We start from the raw sequence: 26,500 nt of genomic DNA, 5'->3' as shown, positions 1-26,500 counted from the left end.
GCACAAAGAAAGGAAAGCTTGTGATTGCTTCGCATCACAATCGGGTGGTGATTGTGGGCACCGGCAGCGTGGGGTCGGCAGTGGCCAGCGCCATTGTGGAACAGGGGCTATGCAATGAGCTGGTGCTGATTAACCATAACCCGAATAAAGCAAAAGGCTTGGCTATGGATTTGGCCGACGGCTCCGAATTCCTCGGCCGATTCATCACTATTCGGCCGGGTGACTGGGATGATTGCGCCAGCGCTGATGTGGTGGTCATCACGGCCGGGCCGAAACCGAAGCCGGGCGAGACCCGTATGCAGGAGCTCGATGCGGCCATCGACATTGTGGACCCTATACTGAAGCACATCACGGATTCGGGTTTTGACGGCATTTTGATCATGGTGTCGAATCCGGTCGATGTGCTGAGCTGGTTCGCGTGGCGACGTACCGGTCTGCCGCGTGCGCAGGTGTTCGGTTCAGGTGCTGCCCTCGATACCTCGCGTATGAAAGCGATTATCGGCACAACCACACATCTTGATCCGCGATTGGTATCGGGGTATGTAATCGGCGAGCACGGTGACTCACAGTTCGTGCCATGGTCCACGGTTTCGTTCATCGGCAAATCGTTTGCGCAGTATTTGGAGGACAATCGCGACCGATATCCGGGTGTCACGCTTGCCGGCATTGAAGAGCAGACCCGCAGACGAGGCCTTGACATCAAAGGATTGCGTGGCGGAACCAGCTACGGTATCGCCGCCACCGTTGCCGGGCTGATTCGAACGATCTTATGGAATGAACGCAGCGTCGTATCCGTATCCACATTGATCAGCGGCGAATACGAGTATGGGGAACAGGATGTATTCCTGTCGCTCCCGGTTGCGCTCGATGGCAGTGGCGTCGGAGACTTCGTCGACCTTCATCTCAACAGTGAGGAATTGGCGAAATTCCATGCTTCCGCAGCTGTAGTGCGGGAGCATTGCGCTTTGATTACCGACCGACTGTGAGGTAAGACTCGCCAGTCAGGCCGCTTGGCATCCGGTATGGTAGCGTTCGGCGGTGGCAACGCCATGCAGCATGAGATCGGTCATGATATCGGCCAGTACCTCGTCGGGCGCATCCATGTCGTTGAGCACCCACTGGTCGATGACTTCGCACAGTGCGCCCGCCCAATAACAGGCGGCATAGCGTGGGCCGATCTGGCGGCGGGCGGCGCTGCGATTCATGCTCGCGCGCATCCGCTCGCGAATACGGTTCCCTTGGCCGGCCTCAAGAATAAGCCGATACTGTGGTGCGATGCTGTGTACGTCGGCAAGCATAGCCAGGCAGGCCTCGCGGGTCTGCATCATGGGATCATATTGCATCAGACTGTGATTGATTCGCTCAAAGATCGCGGCGAGGAACCCATCTAAAATCGCCTCTTTTGAAGCGTAATTGCGGTAGTAGGCATTGCGGGAGACGCCGGCTCGTTTGGCGATGTCGGTGACGGTGATCGATTCGAATGGCTTTGTTTCCATCAGTTGGATAAGCGCGCCTTCGATGCATGCGCGCACGAAGGCGTTCGATTCCTCATTATTGCGATGCAAGGTGGCAAGTCTGCGGGCTTTGGTGTCGTCGCCGTCCGTGGGCTGCTGGTCTGATGTCTCGGTCTGAGGCACATCCGCCATGTCACAGTTCCTTTCGTTCTGTCATCGCCGTGCCGAAATGCCTTGCGGACGCAAAGGCTCGGTGGTTATCGTCAATGATGTCACACTTGTTACATCATAATCGGAAGGTGTAGTCAAAGGCCATGAACACGAGGCAATCCATCAATGCATCATCGCCATCTGCGGGCAAGGTCATTCTGGTGACCGGCGCATCCAGCGGCATCGGCAAACAGACGGCGTTGGCGCTCGCAGCTCAAGGGCATACGGTCATCATGCACGGTCGTAATCCAAAGAAGACGCAGGAGTCGCGAGACTGGGTCGAACAGCGCACCGGAAACCGCAACGTGTACGCCCATGTGGCCGACCTGTCGCTGATGAGCGAAGTCGTACGATTCGCAAAGGAAATCACTGCCACCTATGAGCGACTCGACGTGCTCGTCAATAATGCCGGCGGTCAATTCGGCTCCGAGCGAGAAGTCACGGCAGAAGGTCATGAGAAAACGTTCGCCATCAATACGCTTGCGCCGTTCCTGCTGACCAACCTGTTGCTGCCGATGCTGGAACGCAGTGAATCCGCTCGCATCGTCACCGTGGCCAGTGAATCCTATCGTCAGGGCGGCCAGCCGATACTTGACGACGTCGAATTGGAACGCCATTACTCAATGATGCGCGCCTATGGTCTTTCGAAGCTGTATGTCTGGTGGCTTATGCGACAATTCGATGCGCGGCTCAAGGCGGCTGGTGTGCGCAACGTCACGGTGAATACCGTGGAACCCGGATCGGCTGCGACCTCGTTGCAGCGCGAATCGTTGCGCAAAACGCCTTGGATGCTGCCGCTGATTGTGCTCTGGCTCCCGTTCGTCCGCACCGCACGGCATGGCGCGCGAACCAGTGTGGTGTTGGCCTCTTCCCCGGACGTCGAAGGAGTGAGCGGTGAATTCTGGGGCAATATGCGGCGCAAGCGCATCCATCCGAAATGGATATCTAAAGAAGGTGAGCATCGCATTTGGCAGTATTGCGCCGAAATGTGCCGCCCGTATCTTGAAGGCGTCGATCTGGTACTGCCGATGTGCTGATTTCGATGGAATAAACGCTGTGTGTGAATTGGTTCATGTGGGGTGAACCTGAACCGGATATGAAAAACGGCTCCTTCATGGTGGAAGGAGCCGTGGGCGATTAAGGAACCCTCGGGTTACTTGGTCAGGTAATCCTTGTAATTCTTGACGGATTCGGCCAGAGCCTCATCGGAGATGCCGAAGGAGCCGAAGGTCACGAACGGCTTGATCCAGGTGGCGTTGATGTGGTTGGCAGTGCCCTGGAACGGCACGAGCACCTGCTCGATCTTGAACTTGTTGTCGCCTTCCGGCTGGTACTTGGACTCCGGGGAGCCGGTGGAAACGGCAACGCCGAACTCCTTGCCCTCGAAGGCGTGGCCTTCGGAGCCGTACGCCCAGCCATGCTCCAGTACGTCATCTTCCCAGGTCTTCAGCAGAGCCGGGGAGGAGAACCAGTACAGCGGGAACTGGAACACCACACGGTCGGCGGCCTCGACGGCGGCCTGCTCGGCCTTGACGTCGATCTTGCCGTCCGGGTAGAGCGCGTACTCGTCGCGCACGGTTACGTTCTCCATGCCCTCGGCGGCTTCGGCCAGAGCGGCGTTGACGTGGGACTGGCCCTTCAGGGACGGGTGGAATACGAGCACCAGAGTCTTCATGTTGTTTCTCCTTGATATGACATTCCTATGGCTCGCTCAGTAATATCGCAAGCCGATATATCTCAAAATGAACTATATGCGTAACGGTGGAGCAACCGGCGCATGGTGTGTCGGATTCATCTCACAGCTGACGAATCTGACGAATCACGGTCGCCGTATTGCTTGCGGTATATACCGGGAGAGAGCGCGAAGTGCTCGCGGAATCGTTTGCCGAAATAGCTGGCGTTGGCGAAGCCGCAGATGCGGGCGACATGGGTGATGCTGTCGTCGTCGGAGACAAGCTTTGCGGTCGCCTGCCTCAGCCGGTACGACAGCAGATAGTCCACGGGGCTGCTGCCGGTATGGGTTTTGAAGAGACGGTAGCATTCCGTCCTGCTGACCGAAGCGCTCGCCGCGATATCGTTCAAATCGATCGGCTCGCCATAATGCTGCTGGATGAACACGAGCATGACTCGCATACGCTGTTCGCGGCGCTGCTCGACACTCGGCGCTTCCGGGATGTCCCTTGTGGACAGTGTCCAGAGCAATTCCTTCCACAACGTGGCCATGTGCGTCATGTAGTCCAATGCTCGCATGGGATCATGCCGGCCGACCGCAGTGAGCGCTCGAATCTCCCTCAGCATGACGGCATCCCGTTCGGTGGTGAGTCTCAGCCCCGCGAACGGCTTGCTGGACACTGGCAGCACATGGTCGAGATAGATGGTGCCGGCCGGTTGTCCCGAGAAGAACAGCGGGGAGACGGTCAAGCAGCTCATCACGGCACCCGGTGTGGGATGATCCGCCGAATGCAGCATTTTCGAATTCACGAAGATGCCATCGCCCTGTTGCAGTCGAATTGTATTCGAGGTGCCATGCAGGTGATAATCGCATGCGCCTTTCAGCATGAAGGCGAATTCGAAATCCGTGTGCCAGTGGATGTTGATCTCATGGCCGATGAGTGTATCGAAGTAATCCACACAGAAATGAATCGGTATGGACGGGTCGTCATAACGGATGTCCTCCAAATAATCGTCGTTGACGGGGACGGCCTTGTTCAGGGTATTGGCAGCATCTTTCGCGGCGAGCGACAGGACATGTGGAGGGCGTGATGGGGCGGGTTCGGCTGGCATGGTTGACTCCTTGCCTTTGCAACAGTGATGGAAATATAGTTGCATCTTCTGATTCAATAATAGCGAAAACTGGCCGTTATTTTGGTGATGGCATATTAAATCTGGAATTAATCTCATAGTGCACATGGTTCAGAAATGCCATGTCCGTAAACATATCCCCGTACTTATATAGCGCCTGCATCCCGACAGAGGGCTGCGGGCGAGACAACCAAAGGAGATAATCATGCTGCAAGGAAACTGCGCCTTCGAAATCAAAGACAACGTGCTGATCATGGAAGCGGAGCCGGGCAAGGACTACTTCGCCAATCCGGTCAGCGGGGAGGTCAAGGCGGACGCCGCGTTTGCGTATACGACGATCGAGGGTGATTTCACCTGTCGCGCCAAAGTGCGGTTGGAACACAAAAGTCAGTTCGACGGTGCCGGCCTGTTCGCCTTCCAGGATGATACCCATTGGGTGAAGGCCTGCTTCGAACAAGGCGACTACGGATTCAAGTCGGTGGTCACGGTGATGACCAACGATCATTCCGATGACGGGTATGGCGTGACCATCCCGGGCGACTCCATCTGGCTCCAGCTGGCCCGTACCGGCGACGTATTCTCCATTCACTACTCGTATGACGGCGACTTCTACTACATGTCTCGTCTGGCGCGCATGCCATTCGCCAAGATGCTCCAAGTGGGGTTCGAGGCGCAGTCGCCTACCGGTGAAGGCGGCAAGCGATACTTCACCGATTTCACCATCGTGCGTGAGGGGCTGAAGGATCCGCGTGCTGGACGGTGAAGCCTGTGGGAAGCGCTGATCTGGGTATGCGTCAGTAAACCTGAGACGGGTTGGCTAGATCGTGGTGACATAATCGAGCCAACCCGTCTCAGATTCGGGAGACGGAGTATGGGGCACGGACGAGGGAGGGGTGCTCGCGAGTGCTCAGCGTGCGGCGTTGCGGGCGGCGATGCGCTCGCAGAAACCGGTCTTGTCCGCCTCGGTGATCGGGCGCAGCACACGGGCCGGGTTGCCGACCGCGACCACGCCGGCCGGAATGTCGTGCGTGACCACGGAACCCGCGCCGATCACCGAACCTCGGCCGATGGTCACGCCGCCGAGCACCGTCACGTGGCCTCCGAGCCACACGCCGTCCTCGATGACGATCGGCTTGGCCTGGCAGGCACCGTTTTTTCGCTCCTCGAAATCGAGCGCATGGTTGGTGGCGAACAGGCCCACCATCGGCGCGATCCACACGTAATCACCCAAGGTGATGGGCGCGTTGTCGAGCATCACACAGTCGAAGTTGATATAGGCGTGCGAACCGATGGTGATGTTGCGGCCCATCTCACAGCGGAAGTTCGGTTCGATGAACACGTCCTCGCCGACCGCGGCGAACAACTGCTCCATGATGGCCCGGCGTTCGGCCTCCTGATCGTAATCAAGCTGGTTGTAGGCGCGGAACAGCTTCTTGGCCTCTACGCGCTTGCGTTCGATTTCCGGATGTGAGTCCTCATAGACCTCGCCGGCAACCATGCGCTTCCATTCCGCCAGTCCTTCCGGGGTGAGGTCGGCGGTGACATCGTACGTATTCACAGTCATAAATGCTCCTTTGCTTGGAATCGGTCCACCGCTGAAGCACGGCATGGCATTGCCTTGCCCCGCTTGGTTCACGGCCTACTGTCATCGTAGTTTCCTGAAGCGCGCGCAACGCTTGGGACGGCGGGTGATTGCAGTGCAATGGTTCCCATTGCTATAACGATTATTCCATTGCGATTATGTATCGTGCGTGAATCCGTCGGCAATGGGCGTGATGCGATGCCACGGTTTTACTGATTTATTATAGAAAAAGGTCGCTGTGTGATGTGCTGAAAACTCAGTACATCACACAGCGACCTATGCAAGAACTCTTGCTCTTGACCTCACAGGCGGCACAGGGCAGCTGCGGCAAGGGTGGTGATAGTTGCGATAGTAATGGCGGCCATAAGAACTTCCTTCCTCTCTTTTCCGATAGCCGGGACTGGATAGTAGTGGCAGGGGTCGAAAAGCAAGCAGGACATGTTCGATTGTTGGACGGCGATGTGCTGGAGTATCGGAGGCGGTCTTATGGACGGCGGGTGCTTGAATCTACCCTATTGCGATCCGTCATCAGATAGATACCGATGGCGATGGGCATGGTGAGCATCAAAATCGGATAGAACCACGCCAAATCAACATTGGCGTAGAGTGCTCCGCCGATAATCGGCCCCAACGCCATACCCAGATCGAGACCTATGTAGTACGTGGCGTTGCCGCGGCCTCCATGGCCGGTACCTGCCAGGCGCACGGCGGAGGATTGACTGACCGAACTCATGATGCCGTACGATGCGGCCATGAAAATCGAGGCGATCAGTAATACGCCGTTGTCGTTGAGTACGGCCAGCGCACTAAGCGCAACAATCATGCATGCGGCGCAGAACCATAGGAACCATCGGAATGAGCGACGGTCGAACATGTTGCGCATCGCTATGCGCAGAATCAGCAATGCCACGGCATAGAGCGGGAAGAACAGGCTGACGTTGACGGGCAGATGGCGAGCTTGCGTATACGTGACGATATAGGACTGCGTGGCGCAGTAGGGGATGGCGAACAGCATGAATACCGCCGCCACGGGAATCACGCGTATGGAAATCACCTGCTCTATGCGATCGCGGAAGGTCGGATGTTGCGATTGCTGTGTTGACATAAGTATGGGCGTGGATTCTTTGGTGGGCGTTCGTGGCGTCGATGGTGAACCGCCCCGGCGAACCAACATAACCATGACGAGCGCCGCGGCCATCGCCGCCGTGGTCACTGCGAACGCGGCACGATAACCCAGGGAAGCACATATGCGAATGCCGACAGCTGGTCCGAGCGCCATAGCCAGGGCATTGGCCAAACCGTAATAGCCCATGGCCTTACCGATGTGTGCCAGTGGAATAAGCGAAGACATCCAAGCCGCGAGACATACGGACAGGCCGGAAAATCCAATGCCATTGATGATTCGGGCTGCGAACAGCGTTGATGCATGAGGGGATACCATATAACCGGCATTGGCGGCAATCATCAACAGGACGGCGATGGTGGAGAATCGTTTCATCGGTATGCGGTCGCTGAGACGGCCCGCCCAAGGCCGGCAAAACAGGGAAACGATGTTCATGGTGCCGGCGATGATGCCGGCGAACTCTCCGCTCGCTCCCAAGGTGTGCGAGTAGCCGACGATGAGCGTAGTGCCCATCATCGTAGCGGACATGTAAAAGAACGCGGCCGCCATAATCAGAATAATGCTGCCATTCATGAATTTGTCATTATCTTGAGGTTCGTTGGCAGGGGTAAAGCCTAGGGTTTTCGCTGATGATGACGGCATGTGTGTTGTTCTCCTTATGCTGCTGCAATCATTGGAACTACCCATTGCAGCACTTCCAAGCAATGCATTGTAGAGAATCGCATGTGGATTTGGGGTGAGTCTGTGGCCTCTATTCTGGCGAGAGTGCACTCTTTTGGTGGTAACGCGACGTACGATGGCCGGAGAGGAAAGAAGGTGCCGAGCATGTATGACCGACGGCTGGCCGCCATCATCGCGGCAGGGGAATGCGGTAGTTTCAATCAAGCGGCGCATAGGTTGCATCTTTCGGCAACCGCATTGATCAAACAGGTCACCGGCTTTGAGCATGAGTATGGGCTTACGTTGTTCGAACGCGGCAGCAATGGCGTAAGACCTACTGTTTCTGGTCGGGTCCTGATTGAAGACGCAAGAAATCTCATTCGGCAAAGCGAGCAAACCTTGCGCCGCGTGCGTGAACTGGAACAGTCCGATGAGTCGACCGTCAGGCTTGCCGTTTCGATGCTGCGTCCGGCGACGCCGGTGCTGGAACTTTGGCCGCGTGCCTCGGCATGGCTGGAACAGCAGCGACGGCAACAGTTGCGTTTGGAATTGGTATCGATGTCGGATTCGCCGGAGGGGTTTATGGATGCACTGAATCATCTTGGCGAGGAGGTGGATGTGGCGGCCAGCGGTTTTTCACCCGCGAACCAACAGCATCCATGCCGGGTGCTGAAACTCGGGGAGTATCCGCTGCAAATGGGAGTGCCAGTATCGAATTTGCTGCACGCCAAACCTGTTACGGCATTGGGCCTGAGCGATCTGGAAGGCCAACGGATTCATATTCCTCAACCGGGCGACAATGAGGCGATGGATGAGGCGCGCAGTCTGTTACAGACCATTCCCGGGGTCACGCTGATTGACATGCCGCAATATACGTTTGAGGAGTTCAATACGTGTGCCGCCAATGGCGATCTCATCGTCGCGCGAACTTTCGGCACCGGCATCCATCCGATGATTCGCACCATGCCGGTCAACTGGAATGTGACCATCGACTACGGACTGTTCTACCCGAACAATCCTTCTGAAGCGGTGCGGCGATTCGTGGAAGCTATTGCCGCTGTACGCTAACAGCGGGTGCAGGGCACTTTAGGGGAGGAGCCGATGCAGGGCTGCGGCCAAGCCGTTGTTATCGACGTGTGGCGCAATCATATCGGCGACTGATTTGACGGCTTCGGTGCCGTTGCCCATCGCCACGCCTATGCCGGCGGTCTGTATCATCTCAAGATCGTTGTCGCTGTCGCCGATGGCGATCGTGTCGGACAGTGGAACTCCAAGCCGTTGAGAGACTTTCATGAGCGCCGTGCCCTTGTCCACTCCGGGGATGAGGATCTCGCCGTTGTCTTCGCTGGAAGCGTTGATGGATCCGTGGATAATGGTCGCGTAGCCAGCGAGCTCGCGACGCACGTCCTCCACGGTGAGACTGCCGTTCTCGGGGACGTAGAACGTTCCTTTGCGGACTGGAGGCAAAGGGGCAGAATGGTCGGTGATGGTGTGCCAAGAGCCGCGCATCTGCGGATGCCGCAGCAGTTTGCGCCAAATACCGAGCCGGTTCAGGAAGCGTTCGGTGGCGTGCATGCCGTCGGAGCAGTGCCAGGCATACGGCATAGAGTGCGCGATGAAGAACGAGGTCGCCGCGCGGACGGATTCAGCGGGCATGCGCTCGTCGATGATGGTCTCACCGTTGAGTTCGGCACATGCGCCACCGTCGGATACGATACCGTCGAACCCGAGTTCGAGCACAGGCGGATCGATGTCCAGCGCCGCACGGCCTGAACAGATGAACAGTTTGTGTCCGGCCTGCTGCGCGCGCTGGCACTCCTTGCGCGCGGATTCAGGAATATGATGACTGCTATCAAGCAGTGTTCCGTCAATGTCGATGAACACTAGCGTGGGCTTTCTCATGCGCATACTCTCCTATGGAATGTCGACATCAGTGTCTGAACTGTAGATGACGTCCCCTAAGAATAATTCATTCGAATGAATCATGCAATTGTAGGTGGTAGACGTGTCTGCAATTCGAATGAATATGAGTCATGCGATAATATGGATTATGCGTGCTGCGGCGATGTAGCGCGGCTGGATGATGCGATTTCGGAGGGCATGTCATATGAAGTACCGTGAACTGGCAAAGATTCTCAAGGTGGAGATTGATAAGGGCAAATACCGTGACGCAGGAAAGCTGCCCACCGAGCCCGAGCTCATGGAGCAGTTCGGCGCGACCCGGTACTGCGTGCGTAACGCCATAGCCCTGCTGGCCGAGCTCGGCGACGTGTACCCGGTGCAGGGCAGCGGCATGTTCGTTCGGGAGAACAGGCGCGAAGGCTGCCTCAACATCAACGGCACGAGAGGCATGACTTCGGAGTTTCCCGGCCATTCCGTGTCATCCAAGCTGATTAAGCTGGAGCAGCGCGAGGCAGGCGCGGATTCTGTGCGCCTCAAGTGCGCCGCCGACGCCAAAGTCTATAGCGTCTCGCGTCTGCGCCTGCTGGACGACGAGCCGTTCGCCATCGAGTACGCCCTGTATCTCAAGGAGTTCGTGCCGTATCTCAGTGAGGAGATTGCCAGCGGCTCCATCTATGCGTATATTCGCGAGGACCTGGGGCTGAGCACGGGCTTTGCGGACAAGCTAATATACGCGCGAGAGCTGGACCATGGCCAGGCCGACCTCCTCGGCCTGTCGGCTGGGGATCCCGCTCTGGTGGTCGAGGACGACGCCTATCTGGCCAGCGGCCGCATGTTCAACGCCGGCACGGTCTACTACCACTACAAGAAGGCCACGTTTTTTAATTTCGCCGACCTGAAGTAGTCCCTTATATGCGTGAGGCGGCGTCGCCGGTTGGGCGGCGCGTCGTCTTGCGGTATTCCCTCGGGGAGGTGACACGCCGTATTCAAAAATCATTCGAATGAATTTGACACAGACGGATGAAATTCGTATATTGTAGTCAAGTCATTCGGATTACGCCTATTCATTCGAATGATTTGATACTGAACAAGAGGAATCGGGCCGGCAACAAGGACGCCGGCCCGGGGACGTCAACCAGTCCAAAGGAGGACGAGAATGAAGGAGTTCGGCAACAAACTGCTCAACGGCTTCATGAAATTCGCGACGACCAAGGCGGTCACCGCGCTCAAGGACGGCTTCGTGCTCACGATGCCGGCCACCCTGGTGGGATCGCTGTTCCTGCTGCTTGCGAACCTGCCGTTCGAGGGCTACACGGACTTCATGAACAACCTGCTCACCGACAAGTGGAACATCGGCCTGAACCAGGTGTCCGCCGGCACATTCAACATCCTGGCCATCATCATCGCCGTCGGCATCGGCTACGCCTACGCGCGCAACGAGAAGGAGGACGGCATCTCCTCCGGCCTGCTGGCCCTGGTCGCCTTCTTCATTCTCTCGCCGTCCTCGGTGAGCATTGACCACAGCACCGTCGACGCGATCAAGGAAGGCACTACCGCCTCCGTGTCCGGCGCGATCTCCACCTCGTGGACCGGCGGCAACGGCGTGATCACCGCCATCATCGTCGGCCTGCTGTCCGGCCTGGTGTTCGTCAAGTGCATGAAGCACAACCTCAAGATTAAGCTGCCCGACTCCGTGCCCGAAGGCGTGTCCAATGCGTTCTCCGCCATGATTCCCGGCTTCTTCGTGGTGCTCGGCTCCGCCGTCATCTACCACCTATGCCAGGTGTTCGGTGGCGTGAGCTTCACCGAACTCATCTTCAAGATCCTGCAGACCCCGATGCAGAACCTCACCGACAATTGGGCCGGCGCGATTATCATCACCCTGCTCATCTCGGTGCTTTTCTGGTGCGGCATCCACGGCCCGAACGTTGTCATGGGCATCATGGCCCCGCTGCTGACCGCCAATTCCGTGGCAAATCAGGCCCTTATGGACGCCGGCAAGGCCGTGAACACCGCCGACGGCGGCCATATCCTCACCCCGCAGATCGTCGACTGCTTCGTCAAGTTCGGCGGCACCGGCATCACCCTTGGTCTGCTTATCGCCGGCCTGATCGTGGCCAAGTCGAGCCAGATGAAGGAAATGTCGAAGCTGTCCATCGTGCCCGGCCTGTTCAACATCAACGAGCCGGTCATCTTCGGTCTGCCGATTGTATTCAACCCGTTCTTCCTGATTCCGTTCATCGTCGTCCCGCTGATCGCCATGATCATCACCTACGGCGCGATGTACATCGGCTTCATGCCTCCATTCGGCGCCGTCCAGGTGCCGTGGACCACCCCAGTGATCATCTCCGGCTTCCTGCTGGGCGGTTGGAAGGGTGCGCTCATCCAGCTCATCATCCTCGTGATTTCCGTGGTCGTCTACCTGCCTTTCGTCAAGAAGCAGGATCAGGCATGGGTCGCCGAGCAAGCCGCCAACGACGCCGATCTCCAGGCCGCCGCCGAGGCCGCCAAGGCCTGAGCTGCGGGCGGAACGGCTCCGCTCTTCCGATTGGCGACAATCGGATCATGGGAGACCGGTATGAGCGACCACCCTTGCCGGGCTCCCGCCTTATCAAAACTCAACGCATATAGAGAACCAATCGTCCCACAATCGGTGTGGGCCCATTGAAAGGAATAACACCATGAAGATCGTACTGTGCTGCAATGCCGGAATGTCCACCAGCATGCTGGTCAAGAAGATGCGTACCGCCGCCGAGACCAAGGGCATCGAGGCCGAAATCGACGCCTACCCGATCTCCGAGGTCGAGGAGAAGGCCGCGAACGCCGACGCCGTGCTGCTCGGCCCGCAGGTGCGCTACGAGCTCGACCACGTCAAGAAGCTGCTGCCCGGCAAGCCGGTCGAGGCCATCAACCCGCAGGACTACGGCATGGTGCGCGGCGACAAGGTGCTCGAACACGCCATCGCCATCGCCTCCAAGTAACCCGACACCAACAGACAACCAAACGAACGAACCAAGGGTGGTAACAATGGCAGAAGACAACAAGGACTTCGACTGGGAGACTCTTTGCTTCCAGATGATCACGGCCGCGGGAAGCGCCAAATCCGACTACATCGAAGCGCTGCAGGCGGCCAAGGCAGGAAAGTACGACAAGGCCGACGAGCTCATCAAGAGCGGTGACCAGAGCTTCGCGACCGGCCACGACCTGCACACCAACCTCGTGCAGCGCGAGGCCGCGGGCGAGAAGATCGAGGTCAGCCTGCTGATGACCCACGTCGAGGACCAGATGATGGCCGCGGAGACCGTCAAACTGCTGGTCAACGAGCTCATCGCGCTGTACAAGAAGATCAACTGACCCATAGGGCTTATCAGAAAAAGGAACACAACATGGGTTTCCCAAGCAACTTTCTGTGGGGCGGCGCAGTGGCCGCCCACCAGCTCGAAGGTGCATGGAACGAAGACGGCAAGGGCGTGTCCATCGCCGACGTGATGACCGCGGGCGCGCACGGCGTACCCCGGCAGATCACCAGCAGCGTTGAGACCGGCAAGATCTACCCGAACCACTGGGGCAACGACTACTACCACCGCTTCCGCGGCGACGACTCGCTGTTCCAGGAGATGGGCTTCAAATGCTTCCGCACTTCCATCGCATGGTCGCGCGTCTTCCCGAACGGAGAGGAGGACGAGCCCAACGAGGCCGGACTGCAGTTCTACGACGACCTGTTCGATGACCTTAAGGCCAAGGGCATGGAACCGGTTGTGACGCTCTCCCACTTCGAGATGCCACTCAACCTGAGTCTCAAATACGGCGGGTTCACCGACCGCAGGCTCATCGACCTGTTCGTCAAATTCGCGCTCACCGTCATGGAACGCTACAAGAACAAAGTGAAGTACTGGCTGACCTTCAACGAGGTCAACAACCAGATGAACCTCGACAACCCGATCTTCGCCTACACCGATTCCGGCATCCGCTTCTCCGACACGGACACGATCCACGAGCGCAAGCGCAAGGTCTGGCAAGCCGTGCACAACGAATTCGTCGCCAGCGCATTGGTCGTCAAACGCGGCCATGAAATCAACCCCGACTTCCAGATCGGATGCATGCTGGCCATCGTGCCAATCTACCCGGCCACCTGCAACCCCGACGACGTGATGCGTGCCGAAGTCGCTATGCGCGACCGGCTTGTGTTCGGCGACGTGTACGTCAACGGCGAATACCCGAACTATGCGAGGAACATGTGGGCCCGCGAGGACGTGGCCCCGCACATGGAGCCGGGAGACGAGGAGACCATAGCTGAGGGCACGGTCGACTTCATCTCCATCAGCTACTACATGTCGATGGCTCTGTCCGCCGACGACTCCACCCCCGGCGACTTCGACTCCGGCATCGCCGGCGTGGTACGCAACACGTACATCCCCGCCACCAAATGGGGCTGGCAGATCGACCCCGTCGGCCTGCGCTACGCATTGAGCGTCCTGTACGAACGCTACCGCAAGCCGATCTTCATCGTGGAGAACGGCTACGGCGCATACGACACCGTCAACCCGGACGGCACCATCGACGACGACGACCGCATCGACTACCTGCGCGCCCACATCGAACAGGTCAAGAAGGCCATCGACCTCGACGGCGTGGAGGTCATGGGCTACACCGTGTGGGGCTGCATCGACGTGGTCAGCTTCGGCACTGGCGAATTCAAGAAACGCTACGGCCTGATCTACGGCGACGCCGACGACGAAGGCCACGGCAGCTTCGAACGCCGCCGCAAGAAATCCTTCGGCTGGTACCAGAAGGTCATCGCCACCAACGGCGAGCAACTACAAAACGCATAAACGTATAAGGAGAATCATCGTGTCTCAGGAATTCACGTTCACCGTATCCGACCCCGAGGGCATGCACGCCCGCCCCGCAGGCCTGCTGGTCGCCAAGGCGCAGCAGTATGATTCGACCATCATCGTCAGCCATGACGGCAAATCCGTGGACGCCAAACGCATCTTCGGCGTCATGGGACTCGGCGTCAAGCAGGGCGACGAGGTCACCGTTAAGGTGCAGGGCAACGACGAAGTCAAAGCCGCCGCCGAATTCGAGCAGTTCCTCAAGGAGAACCTGTGATGAGAACGATACAAGGCGTCGGCGTATCCGCCGGCATCGCCATCGGCGCGATCCGCGTGCTCGATACCGCCGACCACGCTGTCGAACGCCGCGTAGTCGACGATCCGCAGGCCGAGGTGGAACGCTTCCGCGCGGCCCGTGACACGGCCGTCTCACAACTCAAGCAACTACGCGACAAAACCGCGGCCGAATTCGGCGAGGGCAAGGCCGAACTGTTCGACACCCACCAGCTCATGCTCCAGGATCCGGACTACATGGAAAGCATCGAGGACCTGATCACTCAGAGCAAGGTGAATGCTGAGTATGCGGTCAACAGCACCGCCGAACAGTTCGCCGCCATGTTCGCGGCGATGGACAACTCATACATGCAAGCTCGTGCCGCCGATGTTAAGGATGTCTCCCGCCGTGTGATCAACGTGCTTGAAGGCAAGCGTGGCAGTGTTGCGGATGAGGATGGTGGTGAGAGCCATATCATCCTTGCCGAGGATTTGGCTCCTAGTGAGACCGTGCAGCTCGATCGCGCCAAGGTGCTCGGCTTCGTGACCGCTAAAGGCTCCGCGAACTCGCACACCGCAATCTTGGCCCGCACGATGGGATTGCCCGCCATTATTGGCATCGGCGATGCTTTCGATCCAGCCGACGACGGCCATACCGCAGTGATTGACGGCACCAGTGGTCTGGTGTTCGTTGACCCGGACGAGAAGACCCTCGCTGAATACCGTGGCAGAAAGGCCAAGTACGAGGAACACTTGCGCCTTCTGCAGGAACTCAAGGGCAAGCCCACCGAGACCAAGAGCGGCCAGAAGGTTCGCCTGTACGCCAACATCGGCCGTCCGTCCGATGTGGCCGCAGTACTGGCCAACGACGCCGAGGGCATTGGCCTGTTCCGCAGCGAGTTCCTGTATCTGGAGAGCGAGGACTACCCGACCGAGGAATTCCAGTTCGAGGCATACAAGGAAGTCGCACAGAAGATGGGCGATCGTCTCGTCGTCATCCGTACGCTCGACATCGGCGCAGACAAGCAGGTCGGCTACTTCAATCTGGAGCATGAGGACAATCCCGCGCTCGGCTACCGTGCCATCCGTATCTGCCTGACCCGTCCGGAGATTTTCAAAGTACAGCTGCGCGCCCTGTTGCGTGCATCGGTGTATGGCAACATCGCCATCATGCTGCCCATGATTACCTCGGTACAGGAAGTGCGCGATGCCAAGAAGATTCTCGAAGAGGTCAAGGAGGAGCTGTGCGGCGAGCATATCGACTTCAATGAGCACATCCAAGTCGGCATCATGATCGAGACGCCTGCCTCGGTGATCATGGCCGACGAATTGGCTGCCGAGGTCGATTTCTTCTCCATCGGCACCAACGACCTGACCCAGTACACACTGGCCTGCGACCGACAGAACCCGAACCTCGGGCGCTTCGCCGCCCCGCATTCGCCAGCCGTGCTGCGCATGATCGGGATGGCCACCGAAGCCGCCCACCGCCACGGCATCTGGTGTGGCATCTGCGGCGAACTCGGCGCGGACCTGAGCCTGACCGACAAGTTCCTCGAAATCGGGCTCGACGAACTATCCGTCTCACCCACCAGCGTCCTGCCCCTGCGCAACGCCATCCGCAATCACTGAGTGAAACTAAAAGACACTCATGGCCCGCCCTGCAACATATATGTTGCGGTGTGCGGGCCATGAGTGTCTTTACGACTATGCGACTTGCCGCTGAGCCGTGTTCCAAGAATTGGACATGATGCGCTAGATACAGACGGCATGTCAATGTCGATGATTATGGTCAGCAATTATGTGTTCTACGCGTTGCATGATGACGATGGCGCGATTCGCGCTGAAGCCTGCGATCTAACGGGTAAGCGGGCCCACGGCTGGGCCTCGGTATACCTGATTCACGCTTATGGCTGCGTGTCGGTATGCCGGTTTGTTGTATGCAAATGCAAATCAATGTTTGATGTCTTGTGATGCGCGAATAAGCGGCTCTGTTCCAGTTCGCTCATCGCGCATCGAGAAAACAAAGAAAGTTAAGAACACGTATGTCCCAATCTTCTGTGGAAGAATCAATTGTGTCTGAAACCGGCTGGATGCGCCGCGCCGTGCTGCTGCTTACCGGTCAGGCATTCTCGCTGCTCGGCTCCAGTGTGGTGCAATTCGCCATCTGGTGGTGGATTGTGATGCAGACCCGCACCGGTTCGGCCATGCTGCTGGCCACCCTGTTCGGCGTATTGCCGCAGTCGCTGGTCTCGATTTTCGGCGGTCCGATGGCTGACCGATACAATCGCAAGGCGCTGATTATTCTGCCGGATTTGATCATCGCCGGTGTGACGGTGTTGCTGTCCGTCAGCTTTGCGCTCGACTGGGCGAGTCTATCGCTGATTTTCGTCGTACTGCTCATCCGTTCGGCGGGCGGCGGCATTCAGCAACCGGCCGTGCAATCGTTCATTCCGGACGTGGTGCCGGCCAGCAAATTGTTGCGCGTCAATGCAATATTCGGTGTGATTGATTCCGCGAACCGCATCGCGGCGCCGGCGCTCGCCGCAGTGCTGGTCAATCTGGTGCCGTTGTGGGCGATCTTGCTGGTGGATGTGACCACTGCGGTGATCGGTGTGAGCTTCGTCGCGATGATTCGTGTGCCTCGGATGGCTGTGCGGAATAGTGCTGAGCCGGATAGTGAGGCGGCAGCACAGAGGAGTAGCACTGTTGCGGCCGCTGATGCCGCTGCCACCAATCCCATCGCAGTCCTACACCGTACCTTTGCCGATTTGAAGGTCGGTCTGACCTATGCGATGCGCCATCCGTATCTGAAGGGCGTGATTCTGGGCGATGCGCTGACCTGCTTGATGTCGGTCGCGCCGATGAACCTGACCTTGCTGTTGATGACCCGCGAATTCGAGGGCATTGATCTGAACCTCGGATTCGTGAACCTCACCACCGCGTCCGACAAGCTCGCCGCCAATGAATTGGGCATGAGCGTCGGTATGTTGCTCGGCGGCGCGGTAATGTCCGCCATCGGGCCAAAGCTGCTGCGCAGAAGTGTCGCGCAAATGCACGCGGTCGCATTCGGTATCGCCATGGTCGGCGTCACGGTTATCGGCTTGGGTGTCGCCCGTAACCTGCTGCTCTACCTCATCATTGATGTATTGAACGGCGTTGCTTCGGCGGTCTGCGTCGGCCCGATGCGTACTGTGATGCAGTCCGAATCCGATGAGTTAATGGTCGGCCGCGTATTCGGCCTTGATACCATGCTCTCCACGCTGGGCATGCCATTGGGCATGCTCATCTTCGCGCCACTTGCCGATGTGATTCCGATCGCATGGGTGTTCATCGCTGGTGGTCTGCTGACACTGCCGGTTGCCTGGTATGTGCTGGCACTATCACGCAAACCTGTGCCGTCGCAACGTTAATGCATCAGATTACGGTGCGTAGCTCGTCGAGGAATGCGGCCGCCACCGGGGTGAGCGGCTGGCTTTTCTTCCATGCGATAGCCAGCTGTGTGTGGCGCTCCGGCTCAAGCGGTCGAAATACGAGGCCGGACTGCCAGGAAGTATCCACGAGTCCGGCTGGGCAGATGGCGCAACCGTAGCCCTCCTCAACGAAACAGCTCGCATTGTAGAGCAGATTCATCGTGCCGATGATGTTCAGTTCCTCATTGCCTTGCTTCAGCCAACCGGATAGATCGCGCCGGACCAGTACGCCATAGGGTGCTATGACCGGCACATACTTGAGGTCGGCGGCGGTGATGCGTTCGTGGGAGGCGAGCGGATAATCGTGACGCATCAATACGCCCATCACATCGCCGCCTGGCAGCGGCAGGAAGTCGTATCGGCTCATATCGGTGGGCTGCACGAGTACGCCGAAATCAGCAAGACCGTTATCAAGCCGCTCGGCGATATTGCCGCCGTAATCATCATGCAGATGCACACGCACTTGCGGATGTTTGGCGCGCAGTTGCATCATGGCTTTCGCAACCGTGCGCATCACCGTGCTTTGCGCCGCCGCAATATGAATATCTCCGGCGATTTCCTCCTCAGTTGCGATCTCGGATGCCGTGCGGTCGGCGAGTTCGATGATTTCCTGCGCGCGGCGGTACAGCAGCCGTCCTTCGCGGGTCAGTTCAAGCGTGCGACTGCGGGTGCCGCGCGTGAACAATGTTGCGCCGAGCTCGTCCTCAAGTTCTTTGATTTGTCGGGAGAGTGCAGGCTGGCTGATGCGCAGCACGTCGGCCGCCGCAGTCACGCCTTCTTCCTCCACCACGGTGATGAAATTACGCAGCACCTTCAGTTCCATAATGATCGCCTTCGGCTTGAGTTGGTTTAGCTGGTTGCATATCTATGCAAATTATTGATGTAATTCTATTAATAATAATAATTTGTAATGCATTGTGCATGGTCATACTGTGTGTCCTGCATTCGAATGAAGAATGAACAACACGATGAAAGGTTTTGCAATGACTGCACAACGTAAGGTGATGCTGCTGGTTGGTGCCGGGCAGATCGGCATGGCCATCGCACGACGCATGGGATATGGCATGAGGATTCTTATCGGAGACAAGAATCCCGCAAATGCCGAAGCCATCGCCCAAACCATGACCAATGCGGGGTTCGACTGCACAACCGCCACATTGGATTTGTCGTCGCGCGATTCGATCCGCGCCGCCATCGCCAAAGCGCAGACGATGGGCGAGATCACGATGCTGGTGAACGCGGCCGGCGTCTCGCCAAGCCAGGCTGCTGTCGAGACGATTCTCAATGTTGACCTGTATGGTACGGCGGTGCTGTTGGAGGAAGTCGGCAAGGTCATCGCGTCGGGAGGCGTGGGCGTGACCATTTCCAGCCAATCCGGGCGTCGCATGAAGCAATTGACCCCTGAGGAAGACGAACAACTCGCCACTACGTCCGCGGAGGAACTGCTGTCGCTTGAGTTGCTGCAGCCGGCGAACATCCGAGACACCCTGCACGCCTATCAGCTGGCCAAACGATGCAATGAAAAGCGCGTGATGGCCGAATCCGTGCGTTGGGGCGAACGTGGGGCTCGTATTAATTCGATTTCGCCGGGTGTGATCATTACGCCTTTGGCCATCGATGAGTTCAATGGGCCGCGCGGTGATTTCTACAAGAACATGTTCGCCAAGTGTCCGGCCGGCCGTCCCGGCACCGCCGACGAGGTGGCGAATGTGGCGGAACTGCTCATGTCCGATCGCGGCACATTCATCACCGGCACTGATGTGCTTGTCGATGGCGGTGCGACGGCCAGCTACTTCTATGGTCCGCTTCGCCCATGAAATATGGCATAGGGGCATGGCGTTCCCATTCATCATCTATTGGAATTGAAGCCTTATGCGAAAGGAAGCATGGTGATTCGCAATACCAACAATGCAGTGATTGTGTATTTCTCCCGTACTGGAGAAAACTATACGGTAGGGGAGATTGAAGTCGGCAATACGGCCAAGGTTGCGGCTGAAATCGCTCGGCAGACCGGAGCGCCGCGCATTGAAATTGTGCCGGTCGAGCCCTATCCAGATGTGTATGACCAAGCCGTGGCACAGGCGACTGAGGAACGCAAACGTTGCGTACGTCCGGCCTTCTCGCTGGAGGGTGATGCATCCGTTCTTGATTCGGCGAACATGGTGTTCCTCGGCTACCCGATTTGGTGGGCGGATATGCCGATGCCGGTGTATGCCTTCCTCGGAAGCCGTGATTGGTCCGGCAAGACCATCGTTCCGTTCTGCACGCATGAGGGCAGTCGGTTGTCTGATACCGAGGAGTCCATCGCTCGGATTACCGGCGCGACTGTGCTGCGCGGGTTGGCTTTTCGCGGAGAGACCGCCCAGCATGATGTATTGGCGGTTTCTAGGGGAGTTCGGCACTGGCTGGGTTCCATCAATGATTGATGGGCGAACCACAACACATGAATCCTTCGTATGTTCGCGCGACTCACGGACCCCACGCGTACATACGAAGGATTTTCAGGTCGAAATCGTTTGTATGTACGCGTGGGGTCCGTGAGTCGCGCGAACATACAAAGTTTTCGGTTAAAGCCGTCTTGCATGGCTTGAGTTAGATGGGTCTCTAGATGGTCCTTATGGCTCCCGATGGACTTAGCCATGGATGGACAGCCGTGATTAGGCGATCTTGAGAACGGGTCGGGGTCTGCGCATTACCAGATCTGTGGCCTGACCAATCCGTTGGATTCTAGGAACCGTTGAATGTCACGCAGCTCCGGCATGTTGATGGAGTGCGCCATCCCGGGGTAGATGCGCTCGGTAAGCGTGCCGTGTTCATTCCAGAACGCGCTCATCGCTTCCACATCGGCTTTGGGAAAGATGTCGTCGGCGGCTCCGTGACCGTAGAATACCGCCGGCTTGAGTTCGGACAACAGTTCGTCCGTTTTGACCGGCCCCGGTGCCAGCCATCCGGAGCATGAAATAGCGGCGGTGTATCGCTCGGGATACATGCGCAGCATATGCCCTGCCAGAAGGCCGCCTTGCGAGAATCCCATTACTGCCACCGGGCGTTCGGATGGGATGTTCTCACTCACCCATGCATCGATGGCTTGGCATGCCACCGCAGCCTGCTCATCCAGTGAGGCACCCTCCGGCACTCCCTCATGAGCCCAGTCGCCGAACCATGTGTACCCCATGCCGTAGGCGATTGGTGCTTGAAGGCTAGCGTAATCCGCAGATCCGGCACCGCAATAGTTCAGGATGTCCGGCAGATCGTATTCGTTGGAGCCCCATCCATGCAGCAATACAAACACGGGGGAGGAGCTGTTGCCCTTCATACGGGTCAATGCCTTGGAAATCTTCATAACGCACAGTGTAGTCTGCCTGATTTGACCTATGGCAAACGCAACCATGATATTGCGCCGCCGGGAGTCAGCCGAGCGCGAACAATTCGTTAACGGCTCATAAATAACCGTTATAACTGTTCAGTCCTGCCGCATTCTCTGATACTCTACGATAATCCGAAGGGGGCTGTATTGGTTCAGCCCCTCATGTCGTATTGTACGCATGTTGTGTCGTATGCGTGCCATGGACAGAATGGAAACGAACAGCGATTCATTCGGTGGACGTTACCCTGAAACTATGAGAGAAGCCAAGTTTATGAGAGAACCGGAGAGAAAGGAGCGCGTCCGTGGTCTTTGACTGGTCGTTTGTGGCACGTTATGCGCCCTTCTTTGTCAACGGCACGCTGATGACCTTATTCATTTCCGTGTTCGGCATACTGCTCGCCATCGTGGTGGGCTTGGTATGCGCCGGCATCGAGATCGCTCGGGTTCCAGTGCTTCGCCAAATCGTACGTATATATATTGAGCTCAGTCGCAACACTCCATTGTTGGTTCAGCTGTATTTCCTGTATTTCGGCTTGCCGAAGCTGGGTGTGGTCTGGTCTGCTGAAACCTGTGCGATCGTCGGTCTTGGATTCTTGGGTGGGTCGTATATGGCCGAAGCGATGCGCGGCGGTCTGGAAGCCGTGCCTAAGGTGCAACGCGAGAATGCGTATGTTCTGGGATTGACTCCGATGCAATCCATCACCCACGTAGTGATGCCGCAGGCCATATCCACTGCGATTCCCGGCATCGTTGCCAATGTGATCTTCCTGTTTAAGGAATCCAGCGTGGTTTCCGCCATCGCACTGGCGGATGTGATGTATATGGCCAAAGATTTGATCGGCATGTATTACAGCACCTATGAATCGCTGTTTATGCTGGTGGTCGCCTATCTGGTGATTCTGCTGCCGATCTCCGTCCTCGGCACGTGGCTGGAGGGGAGGTTCGACTATGCAAGGCGCTGAAATCCTCCTGCAGCCTGGCGTATTTCCCCGCCTATTGCAAGGCCTGTGGGTCACGGTGTGGATTGCCGGCGTATCTGTGGGCGTCTCCATTCCGGTCGGTCTTGTGGTCGGCTGGCTGATGACGCTCAAGAATCCGGTGGTGCGTGCACTGATGCGCATCTACCTTGATTTCATCCGTATCATGCCGCAACTGGCATTGTTGTTCCTCGCCTACTATGGTTTCGCTCGATGGTTCGACTGGAATCTGGACGCCACCGGCGCCTGTGTGTTGGTGTTCATCCTGTGGGGTGGTGCGGAACTCGGTGATCTGGTGCGCGGAGCGCTGCAATCCATTCCCAAAGTGCAGTACGAGTCAAGTTATGTACTGGGGTTGAGCCCGTGGCAGACCTTCAGCCGTGTGATTCTGCCGCAAGCTGTCCGGCGACTGTTGCCGGCCAGCGTGAATCTGGCCACGCGTATTGTCAAAACCACGTCATTGGCCGTGCTGCTCGGTGTAGTGGAGGTCATCAAGGTGGGCCAGCAGATCATCGACGCGAACCGATTCCAGTATCCGTCAGGTACGCTGTGGATCTACGGAGTCATCTTCTTCATGTACTTCATCGTGTGCTGGCCGTTGTCCATCGTGGCTCGCCAGCTGGAAAAGAGGTGGTCCCATGACTGAACCCGCCCAACTCAATACCGACAATACCGTGAACGACGAGGCGGTGACCGCCTTCGAGACCTCCGGTCCGTCGCCTACCTCGGATTGCAAAGGATTCGAGGTCAGGCATCTGGTGAAGCAATACGCCAATGCCGACAAGCCGGTGCTCAACGACATCTCCTTCAAAGTGGAGCATGGCACAGTGCTTGTGGTATTGGGGCCGTCCGGATCGGGCAAGTCCACGCTGCTTCGCACCATCGCCGGTCTTGAACCGATTCAGGGTGGCACTATCTCCATCAATGATCAAGTGATTGACGAAGGCCGTCCGGGCACCGAAAAAGCAGGCCGGTCCAATCGTTCGAGCGCTTTGCGTACGCGAATCGGCATGGTGTTCCAAAGCTATGACTTGTTCCCGAACAAAACCGTGCTCGGCAACATCACGATGGCTCCGTTGCTGGTGCAGAAACGAGATAAGGCCCAAGTGGAGGCTGAGGCATTGAAGCTTCTGGACCGTGTTGGCCTTGCCGACCGTAAGGATGCATGGCCTCATGAGCTTTCCGGCGGTCAGCGTCAGCGCGTGGCCATCTGCCGTGCATTGATTCTTCATCCGGAAGTATTGCTGCTGGATGAGATCACTGCGGCGCTTGACCCGGAAATGGTGCGTGAAGTGCTGGATGTGGTGCTGGAACTGGCCAAGGCCGGTCAGACCATGCTGATCGTCACTCATGAGATGCAGTTCGCGCGAGCCATCGCCGATCATGTGATTCTGTTGGACGGCGGTCATATCGTGGAGGAATCGCACGACGCACACGCCTTCTTCGCGCATCCGCAAACTGAACGTGCGCGTCAATTCCTACACACTTTTGAATTCGAGTGATGGCTCGATAACGAAAACCGATACATCAAAGAGTTACCACAATAGTCACCACAGAGAGGAAGAACCTATGACTATCAAGGTAGGAACAACCATCAAGTCCATCATCGCCGCCGGCGCAGCGTTGATCATGGCTGCCTCCGTGGCGGCCTGCGGTCCGTCCGCCGCAACGCCGAGCGACACTGCTTCGAGCAATTCCGGCAGCTCCTCCAGCGCGAACGCCAAGGCTCGCAGCCTTGATGAGATCAAGAAGAGCGGCACCATCAAGATCGCTGTCTTCTCCGACAAGGCACCGTTCGGTTATGTCGATCAGGACGGCAAATACCAAGGGTATGATGTGGTCTTCGCAGAGCGTCTGGCCAAGGACCTCGGCGTCAAGGTCGAATACACGTCCGTGGACCCGGCGGCTCGTGTGGATGTGCTGACCTCGAACAAGGTGGATCTGGTGCTCGCCAACTTCACTGTGACCGACGAACGTAAGGAGAAGGTCGACTTCGCCAAGCCGTACATGAAGGTCGCACTTGGCGTCGTATCCCCGGAGAGCGCTGAGATCACCGATGTCAGCCAGCTTGATGGCAAGACTCTGATCATTGCCAAGGGCACTACCGCCGAAACGTACTTCGAGGAGAACTACCCGAACGTTACGTTGCAGAAGTACGACCAGTACGCCGACGCCTACAATGCGCTGCTCGACGGCCGTGGAGACGCCTTCTCCACCGACAACACCGAGGTGCTCGCTTGGGCCAAGGCCAACAAGGGCTTCAAGGTAGGCATCACCAAGCTTGGTGATGAAGACACCATCGCGCCGGCCGTGCAGAAGGGCAACAAGGAACTGCTGGACTTCGTGAACGAAGAGATCGCCAAGCTCGGCGAGGAGAACTTCTTCCACAAGGACTATGAGCAGACTTTGGAACCGGTCTACGGCGATGAAGTCAATCCTGACGACATCGTGGTGGAGAATGGCGAGCTCTGATCGATCGGTACATAACCTCCCATAACCAACACATATAGCAACGCCGGCCTTCGGGCCGGCGTTTTGCGTTATCGTCTAAAACGTACCGAACACCACATGAATTCATAACCGTAAAGGGGGTGCGCAATGACCAGATTCAATACCCAGCTTGTTCATGGACTGCCGGTTGATGACAACAACACCGGAGCTGTGAACCCGCCGATCTACAATTCAACGACATATGCCTTCGAGAGGGTCGATGCGATGCCTCGCTACGATTATGCGCGCAGCGGCAACCCTACTCGTGATTTCCTCGAACGTCAGATCGCGCAGCTTGAACATGGCGATCGTGGCTTCGCCTTCGCTTCCGGACTGGCCGCCATCCATGCCGTGCTGAGCATATTCAAGCCCGGCGATCGCATCGTCGTGGGCAAGAACATCTATGGTGGAACCTACTCGCTGTTCCATGAATATTTCGCCGATCGCGGTCTGGTGTTCACTGCGGTGGACACTCATGATGCGCAAGCGTTGGAGGATGCCGTCGCGGCGCAGCCGGAACAGAACATTCCCGCGGCCAAAGCCGTCTACTTTGAAGTGCTTACCAATCCTCTGCTCGATGTCAACGATGTGCGGCTTATCGCCAACATCGCTCATCGCCATGGTGCCATCGCTGTTGTGGACAACACCTTCGTGACCCCGTACCTGCAGCGTCCTCTTGATCTCGGCGCGGACGTGGTCATCCATTCCGCCACCAAATACCTTGCCGGACACTCCGACGTTAACGCCGGGCTGGTAGTCACCCTCAGCAAGGAAATCGGCAACGCCATCTACTTCGCGCAGAATCGTTTTGGCGGTGTTCTGGCGCCGTCTGAATGCGACGCCGTGCGTCGTGGCATTCAGACGCTCGCCCTGCGCATGGACCGTCAGCAGGCCAATGCCAAGTCCATCGCCCAATATTTGCTTGCTCATCCACTGGTCAAAACCGTCAACTATCCGGGTCTTCCAGGCCATGAGCGTGAGCTGGCCGCCAAAGGATTGCGAGGCGCCGGAGGTGTACTGAGCTTTGAAGTCGTACCCGGTGTGGATCCTGCCGACGTGCTCAACAATCTGCATATTTTCCACTTGGCAGTCTCGCTTGGCGCGGTCGAATCACTTGCCGAGCTGCCTTGTCGCATGACCCATTTCGAACTGCCGCGTGAAGAAAGGCTCAAGGTGGGTATCACTGATGAGCTGGTGCGTCTTGCCGTGGGCATCGAAGACGCTGCCGATCTCATCGAAGATCTGGGACAGGCCTTTGACATCGCCTATGAGCGCTACCTCCAACGGCATGGGGACGAGGATGTATTCAGCAAGATCGCGGAAGGCGTGTTTGCCTGAATCGCAGCTGGAGTATT

Annotated in this window: 28 protein-coding genes; 19 read left to right on the top strand and 9 right to left on the bottom strand. The window is 57.6% G+C overall.

All coding sequences use genetic code 11. The features are described from left to right. The first annotated feature begins 20 nt into the window (after nt 1-20). On the top strand, nt 21-986 hold the full coding sequence (locus CUU80_RS07410) for an L-lactate dehydrogenase (protein WP_100496678.1): 966 nt from the start codon (nt 21-23) through the stop codon (nt 984-986). Nucleotides 987-1,001: 15 nt separating this feature from the next. Here CUU80_RS07410 and CUU80_RS07405 read toward each other — a convergent pair whose 3' ends face one another. Next, entirely contained in the window at nt 1,002-1,646 is a 645-nt protein-coding gene (locus CUU80_RS07405) for a TetR/AcrR family transcriptional regulator (protein WP_100496677.1), read from the bottom strand. A gap of 122 nt (nt 1,647-1,768) precedes the next feature. Between CUU80_RS07405 and CUU80_RS07400 the strand changes: the two genes are divergently transcribed. After that, complete coding sequence (locus CUU80_RS07400; protein WP_100496676.1) at nt 1,769-2,701, top strand: SDR family NAD(P)-dependent oxidoreductase; 933 nt, start codon at nt 1,769-1,771, stop codon at nt 2,699-2,701. Between the two features lie 116 nt (nt 2,702-2,817). Here CUU80_RS07400 and CUU80_RS07395 read toward each other — a convergent pair whose 3' ends face one another. Next, nucleotides 2,818-3,339, bottom strand: a complete 522-nt coding sequence (locus CUU80_RS07395; protein WP_100496675.1) for an NAD(P)H-dependent oxidoreductase — start codon at nt 3,337-3,339, stop codon at nt 2,818-2,820. 116 nt (nt 3,340-3,455) lie between these two features. Next, nucleotides 3,456-4,448 carry an AraC family transcriptional regulator gene (locus CUU80_RS07390; protein WP_165775884.1) on the bottom strand — a complete coding sequence of 331 codons (993 nt, stop codon included), beginning with the start codon at nt 4,446-4,448 and terminating at the stop codon, nt 3,456-3,458. A 223-nt stretch (nt 4,449-4,671) separates the two neighbouring features. Here CUU80_RS07390 and CUU80_RS07385 point away from each other — a divergent pair, with 223 nt between their 5' ends. Next, entirely contained in the window at nt 4,672-5,229 is a 558-nt protein-coding gene (locus tag CUU80_RS07385; protein WP_100496673.1) for a DUF1349 domain-containing protein, read from the top strand. Nucleotides 5,230-5,373: 144 nt separating this feature from the next. Here the strand turns inward: CUU80_RS07385 and CUU80_RS07380 are convergent, their stop codons facing one another. Both CUU80_RS07380 and CUU80_RS07375 read right to left on the bottom strand, forming a co-directional pair. Further along, nucleotides 5,374-6,030, bottom strand: coding sequence for a sugar O-acetyltransferase (locus tag CUU80_RS07380; RefSeq protein ID WP_100496672.1), 657 nt, complete (start codon nt 6,028-6,030; stop codon nt 5,374-5,376). A 502-nt stretch (nt 6,031-6,532) separates the two neighbouring features. Further along, entirely contained in the window at nt 6,533-7,744 is a 1,212-nt protein-coding gene (locus CUU80_RS07375) for an MFS transporter (protein WP_165775883.1), read from the bottom strand. A 252-nt stretch (nt 7,745-7,996) separates the two neighbouring features. Between CUU80_RS07375 and CUU80_RS07370 the strand changes: the two genes are divergently transcribed. After that, nucleotides 7,997-8,899, top strand: coding sequence for a LysR family transcriptional regulator (locus CUU80_RS07370; protein WP_165775882.1), 903 nt, complete (start codon nt 7,997-7,999; stop codon nt 8,897-8,899). Nucleotides 8,900-8,917: 18 nt separating this feature from the next. Here the strand turns inward: CUU80_RS07370 and CUU80_RS07365 are convergent, their stop codons facing one another. Further along, nucleotides 8,918-9,733, bottom strand: a complete 816-nt coding sequence (locus tag CUU80_RS07365; RefSeq protein WP_165775881.1) for an HAD family hydrolase — start codon at nt 9,731-9,733, stop codon at nt 8,918-8,920. Between the two features lie 205 nt (nt 9,734-9,938). On the opposite strand from CUU80_RS07365, the gene CUU80_RS07360 reads away from it, so the two are divergent. The 8 genes from CUU80_RS07360 to CUU80_RS07325 all read left to right on the top strand — a co-directional run bounded on the left by CUU80_RS07360 (nt 9,939) and on the right by CUU80_RS07325 (nt 18,251). After that, nucleotides 9,939-10,637 (top strand): GntR family transcriptional regulator, encoded by a 699-nt coding sequence (locus CUU80_RS07360; RefSeq protein WP_100496669.1) that lies wholly within the window; start codon nt 9,939-9,941, stop codon nt 10,635-10,637. A gap of 252 nt (nt 10,638-10,889) precedes the next feature. After that, nucleotides 10,890-12,251: a PTS sugar transporter subunit IIC gene (locus CUU80_RS07355; RefSeq protein WP_100496668.1), complete on the top strand. Its 1,362-nt coding sequence runs from the start codon at nt 10,890-10,892 to the stop codon at nt 12,249-12,251. 163 nt (nt 12,252-12,414) lie between these two features. Next, nucleotides 12,415-12,714: a PTS sugar transporter subunit IIB gene (locus CUU80_RS07350; protein ID WP_100496667.1), complete on the top strand. Its 300-nt coding sequence runs from the start codon at nt 12,415-12,417 to the stop codon at nt 12,712-12,714. 46 nt (nt 12,715-12,760) lie between these two features. Beyond that, nucleotides 12,761-13,087, top strand: coding sequence for a PTS sugar transporter subunit IIA (locus CUU80_RS07345; RefSeq protein ID WP_100496666.1), 327 nt, complete (start codon nt 12,761-12,763; stop codon nt 13,085-13,087). A gap of 32 nt (nt 13,088-13,119) precedes the next feature. Further along, complete coding sequence (locus CUU80_RS07340; protein WP_100496665.1) at nt 13,120-14,565, top strand: 6-phospho-beta-glucosidase; 1,446 nt, start codon at nt 13,120-13,122, stop codon at nt 14,563-14,565. Nucleotides 14,566-14,584: 19 nt separating this feature from the next. After that, complete coding sequence (locus CUU80_RS07335) at nt 14,585-14,845, top strand: HPr family phosphocarrier protein (RefSeq protein ID WP_100496664.1); 261 nt, start codon at nt 14,585-14,587, stop codon at nt 14,843-14,845. Further along, on the top strand, nt 14,845-16,470 hold the full coding sequence (gene ptsP / locus CUU80_RS07330; protein WP_100496663.1) for a phosphoenolpyruvate--protein phosphotransferase: 1,626 nt from the start codon (nt 14,845-14,847) through the stop codon (nt 16,468-16,470). Before CUU80_RS07335 ends, ptsP begins: the two co-directional genes overlap by 1 nt. Nucleotides 16,471-16,931: 461 nt before the next feature. After that, entirely contained in the window at nt 16,932-18,251 is a 1,320-nt protein-coding gene (locus CUU80_RS07325; RefSeq protein ID WP_439329977.1) for an MFS transporter, read from the top strand. Between the two features lie 4 nt (nt 18,252-18,255). Here CUU80_RS07325 and CUU80_RS07320 read toward each other — a convergent pair whose 3' ends face one another. Beyond that, nucleotides 18,256-19,134 (bottom strand): LysR family transcriptional regulator, encoded by an 879-nt coding sequence (locus tag CUU80_RS07320; protein WP_100496661.1) that lies wholly within the window; start codon nt 19,132-19,134, stop codon nt 18,256-18,258. Further along, nucleotides 19,112-19,240, bottom strand: coding sequence for a hypothetical protein (locus CUU80_RS11120; protein ID WP_279324993.1), 129 nt, complete (start codon nt 19,238-19,240; stop codon nt 19,112-19,114). Before CUU80_RS11120 ends, CUU80_RS07320 begins: the two co-directional genes overlap by 23 nt. A 54-nt stretch (nt 19,241-19,294) precedes the next feature. Between CUU80_RS11120 and CUU80_RS07315 the strand changes: the two genes are divergently transcribed. Both CUU80_RS07315 and CUU80_RS07310 read left to right on the top strand, forming a co-directional pair. Further along, the gene (locus CUU80_RS07315; RefSeq protein WP_100496760.1) at nt 19,295-20,128 is read left to right on the top strand and encodes an SDR family oxidoreductase; all 834 of its coding nucleotides are present in this window, start codon (nt 19,295-19,297) and stop codon (nt 20,126-20,128) included. Between the two features lie 69 nt (nt 20,129-20,197). Beyond that, entirely contained in the window at nt 20,198-20,737 is a 540-nt protein-coding gene (locus tag CUU80_RS07310) for a flavodoxin (RefSeq protein ID WP_100496660.1), read from the top strand. 266 nt (nt 20,738-21,003) lie between these two features. On the opposite strand, the gene CUU80_RS07305 is transcribed toward CUU80_RS07310, so the two are convergent. Continuing rightward, nucleotides 21,004-21,654 (bottom strand): alpha/beta hydrolase, encoded by a 651-nt coding sequence (locus CUU80_RS07305; RefSeq protein ID WP_100496659.1) that lies wholly within the window; start codon nt 21,652-21,654, stop codon nt 21,004-21,006. A 326-nt stretch (nt 21,655-21,980) separates the two neighbouring features. Between CUU80_RS07305 and CUU80_RS07300 the strand changes: the two genes are divergently transcribed. From CUU80_RS07300 to CUU80_RS07280, 5 genes are all read left to right on the top strand, one after another. After that, a complete protein-coding gene (locus CUU80_RS07300) occupies nt 21,981-22,640 on the top strand; it encodes an amino acid ABC transporter permease (RefSeq protein WP_100496658.1) in 660 nt (219 codons plus the stop codon). Continuing rightward, entirely contained in the window at nt 22,627-23,301 is a 675-nt protein-coding gene (locus CUU80_RS07295) for an amino acid ABC transporter permease (protein ID WP_100496657.1), read from the top strand. Before CUU80_RS07300 ends, CUU80_RS07295 begins: the two co-directional genes overlap by 14 nt. Then, complete coding sequence (locus CUU80_RS07290) at nt 23,294-24,157, top strand: amino acid ABC transporter ATP-binding protein (protein ID WP_243388690.1); 864 nt, start codon at nt 23,294-23,296, stop codon at nt 24,155-24,157. Before CUU80_RS07295 ends, CUU80_RS07290 begins: the two co-directional genes overlap by 8 nt. A gap of 67 nt (nt 24,158-24,224) precedes the next feature. Further along, nucleotides 24,225-25,127 carry a cysteine ABC transporter substrate-binding protein gene (locus tag CUU80_RS07285; RefSeq protein WP_100496656.1) on the top strand — a complete coding sequence of 301 codons (903 nt, stop codon included), beginning with the start codon at nt 24,225-24,227 and terminating at the stop codon, nt 25,125-25,127. Between the two features lie 126 nt (nt 25,128-25,253). Further along, nucleotides 25,254-26,483 carry a trans-sulfuration enzyme family protein gene (locus CUU80_RS07280; protein WP_100496655.1) on the top strand — a complete coding sequence of 410 codons (1,230 nt, stop codon included), beginning with the start codon at nt 25,254-25,256 and terminating at the stop codon, nt 26,481-26,483. Nucleotides 26,484-26,500 lie beyond the last annotated feature (17 nt).

The sequence above is a fragment of the Bifidobacterium scaligerum genome (assembly GCF_002802865.1).
Lineage (GTDB): Bacteria > Actinomycetota > Actinomycetes > Actinomycetales > Bifidobacteriaceae > Bifidobacterium > Bifidobacterium scaligerum.
This window is presented reverse-complemented; position numbering and strand designations above follow the sequence as displayed.